The organism is Pseudomonas sp. P5_B2 (genome assembly GCF_056400445.1).
The window spans coordinates 1-11,026 of sequence record NZ_JBFULH010000122.1 but is presented as its reverse complement, the minus strand read 5'-3'; the positions used below and the strand labels follow the sequence as shown (position 1 = coordinate 11,026).

Here is an 11,026-nt window from a genome sequence, read left to right as displayed (position 1 = left end):
GGGTGGTTTGTTGTTGAAACAGACTTGGCTTATCCACGGTTCACCCCCTCGGTTTGCAAGCGGCGAATGGTCTGCAATTCGGCCACCAATTCGGAAAACGCCGGGAAGTTGAAATCCCGTTCCAGCAGCGTCGGTTGCGCACCGAACCGGGCATAGGCCTGCGCCAGCAGCGTCCAGACCACCGGTTTCACCGAAGCGCCATGGGTGTCGATTTTCAAGGTGTCGGATTCATCAAAGTGCCCGGCCACGTGCATCGCCACCACACGGCTGGCGTCGATACCGGCCAGAAACGTCTGCGGATCGAAACCGTGATTGATCGAGTTGACGTACACGTTGTTGACGTCCAGCAACAGGTCGCAATCGGCTTCGCGCAACACGGCATTGGTAAAGGTCACCTCGTCCATGTCCTGCTGCGGCGCGGCGTAGTAGGAAACGTTTTCCACCGCCAGCTGCCGGCCGAGAATGTCCTGGGCCTGACGGATACGCGTGGAAACGTGATGCACCGCTTCTTCGGTAAAGGGCAGCGGCAACAGGTCGTAAAGGTGACCGTCATCGCTGCAATAGCTCAAATGCTCGCTGTAAAGCGGCACGTTGTACTGATCGAGGAACACCCGGACTTCTTGCAGAAACCCGACATCCAATGGCGCCGGCCCGCCGAGGGACAACGACAAGCCGTGACAGGACAACGGGAAACGCTCGGCCAGTGCGCGCAACGCGTGACCATGGGCACCGCCGATGCCGATCCAGTTTTCCGGCGCGACTTCCAGAAAGTCGAAATCGCCAGTGCGAGCGGCCAGAAGGTCTTTCATCAAGCCGCGACGCAGGCCGAGCCCGACGCTGGCCTTGGTTGATGTGGAAGAGGTCTGCATGGTGTCGATCTCAATGATTGCCGAAGTGGAATCACAGTCAATCGAAACGCTGTATCAAGGCTGTGTCCGGCAATGCTCGGGTATTGGAGAGAACTGTATCCGGCGGTGCGATAGATACAGTGCGATACACAGCACCAATCCCCTGGAGGAACGCAAATCCTCTGTAGGAGTGAGGTTGGGTTATGAGGGTTTCGTCGCTCCAGGCCGCGGCACACGGGCAACGAACTAAACTTAACGCACCCGGGGCGTACTTGGCGTCCTGTTCATTCCAACGACCACCGCCCAGAGGCGAACGCCTCGATAAATCCTGCCTCTGGACCGTGATCCTGCCAAAGGAGCACACATGATGGACGAGGCCAGACTCAATGATTTCATGGGCAAATTGGTGAACGACATGGGTGGCGCGGCGATGCTCGCCAACGTCATCCTCGGCGAAGAGCTCGGACTGTACCGGGCCATGGCCGACAGTCAGCTCATCAGCCCGGAAACCCTCGCCGAAAAAACCGGCTGCAACCCGCGCCTGGTGCGCGAATGGCTCAGTGCCCACGCGGCTTCCGGTTACATGGAACACCTCGACGGCCAGTTCCGCCTGCCGGAAGAACAAGCCTTGGCGCTAGCGAACGAAGATTCACCGGTCTATGTGGCCGGCGGAATTGGCGTGGTCGCATCGTTTTTCCATGACAAGGACAAACTGGTCAAGGCCATGCGCGGCGACGGCGCCCTGGCCTGGGGCGATCACCATCCGTGCATGTTCAGCGGCACGGAACGGTTTTTCCGGCCTGGCTACAAAGCGCACCTGATCGCCGAATGGTTGCCGGCGCTTGAGGGTGTGGTGACCAAGCTGGAAGCGGGCGCCAAAGTCGCGGACATCGGCTGCGGGCATGGCGCCTCGACGGTGATCATGGCCCAGGCGTTCCCGRACTCACGGTTTGTCGGTTTCGACTACCACGCGCCCTCCGTCACGGTTGCCACCCAGCGCGCCGAAGAAGGCGGCGTGGCCGGACGCGCACGGTTCTTCCAGGGCAACGCCAAGAGCTACCCCGGCACTGACTATGACCTGGTCTGCTACTTCGACTGCCTGCACGATATGGGCGACCCGGTGGGTGCGGCCAAACATGCCTATGAATCGCTGAAACCGGACGGCACGGTGTTGCTGGTAGAACCCTTCGCCAACGACTCGCTCGACGACAACATCACCCCGGTAGGACGGCTGTTCTATGCGGCTTCAACGTTCATTTGCACGCCCAACTCGCTGTCCCAGGAAGTTGGCCTCGGGCTCGGCGCCCAGGCCGGTGAAGCGCGGTTGCGCAAGGTCTTCACCGAGGCGGGGTTCAAGACGTTCCGACGCGCCACGGAAACCCCGTTCAACCTTATTCTGGAGGCGCGTAAATAAACGCCGGCCAGCACCCGGACAGACGCGCTGTCCGGGTGATCGGTCTGCTACGCTGCAAACACTCAAGGCCCTCCCCGGAGTGTTGAACATGCTCGACCGCCTCCTGCGCGAACAACTCGAGCGGCTTCAGCGACTGATGGCTGACCAGCCGTTTGTGGTGCTGACCGGCGCCGGCATCAGCACCCCGTCGGGCATTCCGGACTACCGCGACAACCAGGGCGTGCGACGTGGCCGGCAACCGATGATGTACCAGGAATTTCTGTCGGCCCCGCAATCACGTCAACGCTACTGGGCACGGGCCATGCTCGGTTGGCCGCGCGTGCACCTGGCACAGCCGAATGTCGCGCATKAAGCGTTGGCCAGTTTGCAAAGTACCCGGCAGATCAGCGGCCTGATCACCCAGAACGTCGACACGCTGCACGATCAGGCTGGCAGTCACGATGTGATTGAACTGCATGGCAGCCTGCACCGGGTGCTGTGCCTGGACTGCGGGATTCGCAGCGAACGGAATGCCATTCAGCGCTTGATGGAAGCGCAGAATCCTTACCTGGCCGGGGTCGATGCGGTACAAGCGCCGGATGGCGACACCTTGCTGGATCCGACATTTGAAGCGCGGTTTCAGGTGCCGCACTGCCCGCATTGCGCAGGCGAGCGGATGAAACCGGATGTGGTGTTTTTCGGCGAAAACGTGGCGCAGGCAACGGCGGCCAAGGCAATGGCGGCGGTGGAAAAGGCTGCGGGGTTGCTGGTGGTGGGGTCTTCGTTGATGGCGTATTCGGCGTTTCGGCTGTGCCGGGCGGTGGCGGATCAAGGCAAGCCATTGATTGCGATGAATCTGGGGAAGACCCGGGCGGATGACATTCTGGATTTCAAGATTGAGGGATCGTGCGAAGAGCTTTTGCCCTTGCTGGCCCAGCGCCTAGCCACTTAAATACTAACAAAACCCATTCCCCTTGTGGGAGCGAGCCTGCTCGCGATAGCGGTGGATCAGTCGGCATCAATGTTGAATGTCGATCCGCTATCGCCGGCAAGCCGGTCTCACTCCTACAGGGGGTGCGGTTTTCATCTGGCAGACAGGCGCTGACCCAGGTTTTCTTCCTTGAGAATATCGAACAACGCCTGCGCCGCCGCCGACAGTTCAACCCCAGGCCGGGTCAATACGCCAATGGCCCGTTCCACCACCGGATCGCGCAACGTAATGCACCGCGCGCCGAGCTCTTGCATCTGCCCTGCACACAACGCCGGCACCGCACTCACGCCCAAGCCGCTGGCCACCATTCGCCCCACCGTCGCCAACTGATGGCTTTCAAACTCCACCGGCAATTTCATCCCCCGCGCCTGCAAATGTTCTTCCAGCATCACCCGCAATGTCGACGGTCGCTGCAAAGTGATGAACGGCTCCTTGAGCAACGTTTGCCAGTCGATATCATCAAGCTCGGTCAACGGAGAATCTTTCGGCACGACGGCAACGAAACGGTCCACATACAAAGGCGTGAACGCCAACGACGAACTCTGCGTCGGCTCGAACGCCACGCCCAGCTCAACCTGCCGGTCTCGGACCATTTCCAGCACCTGCTCGTTGATCACGTCATTGACCGTGACATTGACGTTGGGATAACGCGCGCGGAACGTCTTGAGGATCGGCGGCAGCAGGTTGCCGGCAAACGATGGCATGGCCGCCAGCRTCACGCGGCCGCGCTGGAGGGTGAAGCGTTGGCGCAGTTCGTCCTCGGCATTGTCCCAGTCAGCGATCAACCGACGCGCCAGCGGCACCAGCGTTTCGCCTTCGGCGGTCAACGCCACGTTGCGCGTATTGCGGGTGAACAAGCGCCCGCCCAGGCCCTCCTCCAGCGCCTTGATGGTCAGGCTCAACGCCGATTGCGACAGGTGCAGCCGCTCGCAGGCCACGGCAAAACTCAGGCTTTGGGCCACGGCCAGGAATGCACGGATCTGCTTGATGGTCATAGTCGCTTTGCTCCAGTTGTAAGCTATAAGCTTGAAGCTGCAAGAATACAGTCACTATTATTGAGCTTTATTAATCAATCAAGCCAAAAAAACAACTTAACAAATGAATACAATGACGCGACACTTCGTCGCATACGGCTAGCCAGCCGACCACAAAGAATAAAAGAGGTGCATATGGCAGGTTTCGACAAGCGCGTGAGTTCCTACGAGGAAGCTCTGGCAGGTCTTGAAGACGGCATGACCGTGATCGCTGGCGGCTTCGGTCTGTGCGGGATCCCGGAAAACCTGATCAACGAGATCAAACGCAAAGGCACCCGCGACCTGACCGTCGTTTCCAACAACTGCGGCGTCGACGGTTTCGGCCTCGGCGTGCTGCTGGAAGACCGGCAGATCAGCAAGGTCGTGGCGTCCTACGTCGGCGAAAACAAGATGTTCGAAGAGCAGCTGATGAGCGGCGCCATCGAAGTCATCCTGACCCCACAAGGCACCCTCGCTGAAAAAATGCGCGCAGGCGGCGCCGGCATTCCGGCGTTCTTCACTGCTACCGGCGTTGGCACCCCGGTCGCCGACGGCAAGGAAGTTCGCGAATTTCATGGCCGCCAGTACCTGATGGAAGAATCCATCACCGGTGACTTCGCCATCGTCAAAGGCTGGAAAGCCGACCATTTCGGTAACGTCGTCTATCGCCACACCGCCCAGAACTTCAACCCGCTGGCCGCCACCGCCGGCAAGATCACCGTGGTCGAAGTTGAAGAAATCGTCGAACCCGGCGAGCTGGACCCGGCACAGATCCACACCCCAGGCATCTATGTCGACCGAGTCATTTGCGGCACGTTTGAAAAGCGCATCGAACAGCGCACCGTGCGTAAGTGATCCCCAGCCCCCGGACCGAATGAAGGAATAACAACAATGGCACTTTCCCGCGAACAAATGGCTCAACGCGTCGCCCGCGAAATGCAGGACGGCTTCTACGTCAACCTGGGCATCGGCATTCCGACCCTTGTCGCCAACTACATCCCTGAAGGCATGGAAGTCATGCTGCAATCGGAAAACGGCCTGCTCGGCATGGGCGCGTTTCCGACTGACGCCGAAGTCGATGCCGACATGATCAACGCCGGCAAGCAAACCGTGACCGCACGTATCGGCGCGTCGATTTTCTCGTCCGCAGAATCCTTCGCCATGATCCGTGGCGGCCACATCGACCTGACCGTGCTCGGCGCGTTTGAAGTCGATGTCGAAGGCAACATCGCCTCCTGGATGGTCCCTGGCAAGCTGATCAAGGGCATGGGCGGCGCGATGGACCTGGTGGCGGGTGCGGAAAACATCATCGTCACCATGACCCACGCCTCGAAAGACGGCGAGTCGAAATTGCTCTCGCGTTGCAGTCTGCCGCTGACCGGCGCCGGTTGCATCAAGCGCGTACTGACTGACCTGGCCTACATGGAAATCCAGGACGGCGCGTTCATTCTCAAGGAACGTGCACCGGGCGTCAGCATCGAAGAAATCGTCGCAAAAACCGCTGGCAAACTGATCGTGCCTGATCACGTTCCAGAAATGCAGTTCGACGCTCAGTGAGGAATCCTTCCATGCAAGACGTCGTCATTGTCGCCGCCACCCGGACTGCCATTGGCAGTTTTCAGGGCTCTCTGGCAGGCGTTTCTGCGGTAGACCTCGGCGCTGCGGTGATTCGCCAGCTGCTGGCGCAAACCGGCCTGAATCCGGCTGAAGTCGATGAAGTGATCATGGGTCAAGTGTTGACCGCCGGCGCCGGGCAAAACCCTGCGCGCCAGTCCGCGATCAAGGCCGGCCTGCCGTTCACCGTGCCGGCCATGACCCTGAACAAAGTCTGTGGTTCGGGCCTTAAAGCCCTGCACCTGGCCACTCAGGCGATTCGCTGCGGCGACGCCGACGTGATCATTGCCGGCGGTCAGGAAAACATGAGCCTGTCCAACTACGTCATGCCGGGTGCTCGCACCGGTTTGCGCATGGGTAATGCGCCAATCGTCGACACCATGATCAGCGACGGCCTGTGGGATGCGTTCAACGATTACCACATGGGCATCACCGCCGAAAATCTCGTCGAGAAGTACAGCCTGACCCGCGAACAACAGGACGCCTTCGCTGCCGCCTCGCAGCAAAAAGCCACGGCAGCCATCGAAGCCGGGCGTTTTGTCGATGAGATCACGCCGATCCTGATTCCTCAGCGCAAGGGTGATCCACTGTCCTTCGCCACTGACGAACAGCCGCGCGCCGGAACTACCGCTGAAGCGCTGGGCAAGCTGAAACCGGCGTTCAAAAAGGACGGTTCGGTGACGGCGGGCAACGCTTCATCGCTGAACGACGGCGCCGCCGCCGTGATCCTGATGAGTGCCGACAAAGCCAAGGCCCTCGGCCTGCMGGTATTGGCAACCATCGCGGCTTACGCCAATGCGGGTGTTGATCCGGCGATCATGGGCATTGGCCCGGTGTCGGCGACACGTCGTTGCCTGAGCAAGGCCGGCTGGTCCATCGATCAACTGGACCTGATCGAAGCCAACGAAGCGTTCGCTGCGCAATCACTGGCGGTGGCCAAGGACCTGGAATGGGACTTGAACAAAGTCAACGTCAACGGCGGCGCTATCGCGCTGGGTCACCCGATCGGTGCATCGGGCTGCCGCGTGCTGGTGACGTTGCTGCATGAAATGATCAAGCGTGACGCCAAAAAAGGCCTCGCCACCCTGTGCATCGGTGGTGGTCAAGGCGTGGCACTGGCGATCGAAAGGGCATAAAGCGTTCATCAGACTGCGCGGGGACCCACGAAGATCCGCGCAGCCTGGCAACAACCCCGGCGTGATTCACATCGCGCCGGGTCCTACCGCGACACAAATCCTTTGTAGCAGCTGGCGAAGCCTGCATCCGACTGCGCAGCAGTCGCCAAACCTGCGCACACAGACTTCCTGATGCACCACATTTCCTGATTTTACGACTGCTTCGCAGCCGGACGCAGGCTTCGCCAGCTGCTACAGGTTGTATGAACAAGCCGGGACCGCGTCATCGTTCATCGCGAGCAGGCCAGCCCAGTCAGCCCAAAAACTGCAGAATCAACCAGCTATTCGCCCCACTGATCACCACAAACAACCCCCACGCCAACACCCGCGTCGGCCAGCGATTCACCAATGGCCCCATCAACTTGTGATCGTTGGTCATGCGGATCAACGGGTACAGCGCAAACGGCAATTGCAGACTCAACACCACCTGACTCAACACCAGCAACTTGCCAATCGCCGCGTCGCCCATCAGCCAGACGCCGATGAACGCCGGGATCAGCGCCAGCCCACGGGTAATCAAACGTCGTTGCCAGCACGGGATCCGCAGGTTCAGGAAACCCTCCATGATCACCTGCCCGGCGATAGTCCCGGTAAAGGTCGAACTCTGCCCCGAAGCCAGCAACGCCACGCCGAACAACACGCTGGCCATCGCCCCGCCGACCAGTGGATCGAGCAGCTGATAGGCATCCTGAATGTCCACCACATCGGTATGCCCGGTCTTGTGAAACGCAGCCGCTGCGAGGATCAAAATCGCCGCGTTCACCATAAGCGCCAAAGCCAGCGAACCAATGGTGTCGATGCGCGCCAGTGTCACCGCGTCCTGCTTGCTGGCCAGGTCCTTGCCGATCAATCGGGTCTGTACGATTGAAGTGTGCAGATACAGGTTATGCGGCATCACTGTGGCCCCGAGAATCCCGATGGCCAAATACAGCGGCGCGGCGTCTCCAATCGCGGAAAATGACGGGATGAAGCCTCGCGCCACGTCCGGCCAGTAAGGTTTGATCAGCAGCAATTCGACTACAAAACACACGCCGATGGTACTCACCAGAACCAGCATGATTGCTTCCAGACGACGGAAACCACGATTTTGCAGGGCCAGTACCAGCAGTGTGTCAAACGCGGTCAGGGCGATGCCAACGGTCAGCGAACAGCCGAGCAACAGATGGAAAGCCAGGGCACAACCGAGCACTTCGGCAAGGTCGGTAGCGATGATCGAGATTTCTGCCAACACCCACTGAGTGCGTGCCGTACGCGTGCTGTAGCGCTCGCGGGACAACTGCGCCAGATCGCGGCCGGTGGCGATGCCCAGGCGCGAGCACAAACACTGCACCACCATCCCCGCCAGACTCGCCAGCAACACCACAAACAACAGGCTGTAACCAAACCGCGAACCGGACTCGATGGCGGTCGCTCAGTTGCCTGGGTCCATGTAGCCGATGGAGACCAGCAAACCGGGGCCGGCGAAACGCAGCACACGTTTGAAGAACGATGCGCGCGGATCAACGGCAACACTGCCGGCCACTTCCGGCGGGCAGAACGGCGCCGTGGCGACTTTGGGCAAACTGAATTTCACATACACATCCAGAATCAGGTGAAAAAAGGCAGCTTAGACGCTTCGCTGGCCCGCAGCTGATGATCGTTCCCACGCTCTGCGTGGGAATGCCTCAACGGACGCTCCGCGTTCGGCTTTGGATTGGGACGCAGAGCGTCTCGGGCTGCATTCCCACGCAGAGCGTGGGAACGATCATTATCAGCAGCTTTGTATACAAAAAGTGCCAATCCATAGCGCAATTCACCGCACGCAATGCTAACGTTGCCGCCTCACTCAGGTCGGAGACGCGTGCGTGCTGATGCTTAAACTGCTGGTGATTCCGGGGTTTCTGTTGCTGATTTCCCTGGCGGGTAAACGCTGGGGCCCGAGCGTGGCCGGTTGGCTGTCGGGATTGCCGGTGGTGGTCGGGCCGATTCTGTTCTTCCTCGCCATCGAGCAAGGTGAAGTGTTTGCTGCCCAATCGGCGACGGCTGCGTTATCGGCAATGTTCGCGATGATTGCCTTCTGCGTGACCTATGCCCAAGTCGCTCAACGGGCCGGTTGGCCGTTGGCGCTGGTAACTTCGCTGTCCGTCTGGGCCTTGGCGGCGGTCATTCTGTCGCTGATCCCGCCATCCCTGGTGTTCTCGACCATCGCCGCTGCCGCCGCGCTGCTCGCCGCGCCTTACCTGTTTCCCAAGGTGCAGCCCATCGTTTCCGGTCCGGCACCGAAGTCCGACAAACTGCTGTTGCGCATGCTGGCCGGCGCCCTGCTGACCCTCGCCGTCACGCTGCTGGCCAGCACCGTCGGCGAACGCTGGAGCGGCCTGCTTGCGGTGTTCCCGGTGCTGGGCAGCGTAATGGCGGTGTTTTCCCAGCAAACCCGCGGGCCGGCGTTTACGGCCGCACTATTGCGAGCCACGGCGACTGGCATGTATTCGTTCGCGGCGTTTTGCCTGGTGTTGGCGCTGACGTTGCCACACTGGGGACTGAGTGCGTTCGCCCTCGGCGTAACGGTGTCCGTGGCCATGCTCGGGGTGACTCGGCAACTATTAGCCCGACCGGTCAACGCTGTGGCAACACGTTCGATAAGATCGAACGAGTAAAGCAACAACCTCGTACGTCAATCGAACGAGTTTCCCTCAACATCAGCCTCAGTTCAAAACCAACCCCGACTGAGGCCTACACCATGAAGTTCTTTTTCCACCCTTCGCCGAACCCGATGAAAGTTGCCCTGCTGCTTGAAGAGCTGCAAACGCCTTACGAATTGATCGGCGTCGACACCTTCAAGGGCGAGCAACATCTACCAGCCTTTTTGGCGATCAATCCGAACGCCAAGGTTCCGGCATTGGTCGATGGCGACGCTACGGTGTTCGATTCCCAGGCCATCCTGCTGCACCTGGCGCAAAAACATCAGCGCTTCCTGCCGAGCACTGCTGCAGGCAATGCCGAATTGCTGTCGTGGTTGATGTTCGTCGCCACCGGCCTGTCGCCGTTCTCGGGTCAAGCGGTGCATTTCCTGCACCACGCGCCGGAAGACCTGCCCTACGCCAAAAACCGCTACCTCAAGGAARTCGAACGTCACTACCGCGTACTCGACCAGCGCCTGGCCGATCATCAATACCTGGCCGGCGACACCTACAGCATCGCCGACATGGCGCTCTGGGGCTGGGCCAATTACGCACCCTATATCCTCGGCGAGAACGGTCTGGCGGCATACCCGAACGTCAAGCGCCTGTTCGATGAAATCAGTGCCCGCCCGGCAGCACAGCGTGCTCAGGGCCTGAAAGAAAAACTGGTGCTCAAGGCCGAGTTCGACGAAGAAACCCGTCGCAACCTGTTCCCGCAAAACCAGGCTTGACGGGCGCCTAGCCGCTACCGCGCTGGAATGCTTCACAACGTCCATGGGATGATTGCGCTCAAAGCGCGATCATCCCTGGAGTTTGTTGCATGTCACTGTTGAGTAAAAAAGCCACTGTCCTGTTGCTGACGGCGGTTGCCAGTCTGGGCGCGTTGAATGCACAGGCCGCCACGGCCACTGATAGCAATACATCGTCCACTCAGAAGGTCTCGATGCTGGACGACAAGTTCACGTTCACCCTGCCCGAAGGCTTTACCGCCGACACGCTGCCGGCCAGCCCGGACGGCGCGATCGGCACCCTGTATACCAACGAAACTACCAAGACCGTGGTAATCACCGCTGAAAACAACCTGCCGAAAGACGTCACGGTCAAAGACAATGACGGTGCGTTTCTCGACGGTACGGTGGCCGATTTCGACGCAGCACAACGCCAGGCCCTGCCGGATTTCAATACACTCAGCGAAAAAAGCCTGACGCAAAAAGCGACCGGGCTGGGGCTACGCCAGGTGGACAGTACCGCCACACAAGGTGGCGGCATGACCCTCAACACCACGCTGATGGCGGCGTCCGGCAACCGCATGGCCGTGGTTCAGGTCATCTC

At 60.0% G+C, this 11,026-nt stretch carries 10 protein-coding genes and 1 pseudogene; 8 read left to right on the top strand and 3 right to left on the bottom strand.

Translation table 11 applies throughout. From position 1 onward, the window contains the following. Window positions 1-29 precede the first annotated feature (29 nt). The gene (locus AC1DRJ_RS12630) at window positions 30-869 is read right to left on the bottom strand and encodes an HvfB family MNIO-type RiPP peptide maturase (protein WP_477802443.1); all 840 of its coding nucleotides are present in this window, start codon (window positions 867-869) and stop codon (window positions 30-32) included. Window positions 870-1,215: 346 nt separating this feature from the next. On the opposite strand from AC1DRJ_RS12630, the gene AC1DRJ_RS12625 reads away from it, so the two are divergent. Further along, window positions 1,216-2,262, top strand: coding sequence for a class I SAM-dependent methyltransferase (locus AC1DRJ_RS12625; RefSeq protein ID WP_477802444.1), 1,047 nt, complete (start codon window positions 1,216-1,218; stop codon window positions 2,260-2,262). Between the two features lie 88 nt (window positions 2,263-2,350). Next, window positions 2,351-3,193 carry an NAD-dependent protein deacetylase gene (locus tag AC1DRJ_RS12620; protein ID WP_477802442.1) on the top strand — a complete coding sequence of 281 codons (843 nt, stop codon included), beginning with the start codon at window positions 2,351-2,353 and terminating at the stop codon, window positions 3,191-3,193. Window positions 3,194-3,324: 131 nt separating this feature from the next. Here AC1DRJ_RS12620 and AC1DRJ_RS12615 read toward each other — a convergent pair whose 3' ends face one another. Beyond that, a complete protein-coding gene (locus tag AC1DRJ_RS12615) occupies window positions 3,325-4,227 on the bottom strand; it encodes a LysR substrate-binding domain-containing protein (protein WP_477802441.1) in 903 nt (300 codons plus the stop codon). Between the two features lie 174 nt (window positions 4,228-4,401). Between AC1DRJ_RS12615 and AC1DRJ_RS12610 the strand changes: the two genes are divergently transcribed. From AC1DRJ_RS12610 to AC1DRJ_RS12600, 3 genes are read left to right on the top strand one after another with little or no spacing between them, the layout of a single operon-like run. Beyond that, window positions 4,402-5,100 carry a CoA transferase subunit A gene (locus AC1DRJ_RS12610; RefSeq protein ID WP_310336326.1) on the top strand — a complete coding sequence of 233 codons (699 nt, stop codon included), beginning with the start codon at window positions 4,402-4,404 and terminating at the stop codon, window positions 5,098-5,100. 36 nt (window positions 5,101-5,136) lie between these two features. After that, window positions 5,137-5,802 carry a CoA transferase subunit B gene (locus AC1DRJ_RS12605; RefSeq protein ID WP_477802440.1) on the top strand — a complete coding sequence of 222 codons (666 nt, stop codon included), beginning with the start codon at window positions 5,137-5,139 and terminating at the stop codon, window positions 5,800-5,802. Between the two features lie 11 nt (window positions 5,803-5,813). Then, window positions 5,814-6,995, top strand: coding sequence for an acetyl-CoA C-acetyltransferase (locus AC1DRJ_RS12600; RefSeq protein WP_477802439.1), 1,182 nt, complete (start codon window positions 5,814-5,816; stop codon window positions 6,993-6,995). Window positions 6,996-7,287: 292 nt separating this feature from the next. On the opposite strand, the pseudogene AC1DRJ_RS12595 reads toward AC1DRJ_RS12600, so the two are convergent. Then, window positions 7,288-8,607, bottom strand: a pseudogene (locus tag AC1DRJ_RS12595) (Nramp family divalent metal transporter). Between the two features lie 271 nt (window positions 8,608-8,878). Here AC1DRJ_RS12595 and AC1DRJ_RS12590 point away from each other — a divergent pair. From AC1DRJ_RS12590 to AC1DRJ_RS12580, 3 genes are all read left to right on the top strand, one after another. Further along, window positions 8,879-9,670, top strand: a complete 792-nt coding sequence (locus AC1DRJ_RS12590) for a hypothetical protein (protein ID WP_477802438.1) — start codon at window positions 8,879-8,881, stop codon at window positions 9,668-9,670. A gap of 83 nt (window positions 9,671-9,753) precedes the next feature. Then, the gene (locus AC1DRJ_RS12585) at window positions 9,754-10,425 is read left to right on the top strand and encodes a glutathione S-transferase family protein (RefSeq protein ID WP_477802437.1); all 672 of its coding nucleotides are present in this window, start codon (window positions 9,754-9,756) and stop codon (window positions 10,423-10,425) included. Between the two features lie 89 nt (window positions 10,426-10,514). Next, on the top strand, window positions 10,515-11,026 hold a 512-nt coding region (locus tag AC1DRJ_RS12580; RefSeq protein ID WP_477802436.1), incomplete at its 3' end, for a DcrB/PsbP domain-containing protein.

What these genes read in the sequence shown, in the direction of transcription:
- AC1DRJ_RS12605 (WP_477802440.1), top strand. Translation starts at nt 5,137, where the DNA reads ATGGCACTTTCCCGCGAACAAATGGCTCAACGCGTCGCCCGCGAAATG.
- AC1DRJ_RS12630 (WP_477802443.1), bottom strand. Translation starts at nt 869, where the DNA reads ATGCAGACCTCTTCCACATCAACCAAGGCCAGCGTCGGGCTCGGCCTG.
- AC1DRJ_RS12610 (WP_310336326.1), top strand. Translation starts at nt 4,402, where the DNA reads ATGGCAGGTTTCGACAAGCGCGTGAGTTCCTACGAGGAAGCTCTGGCA.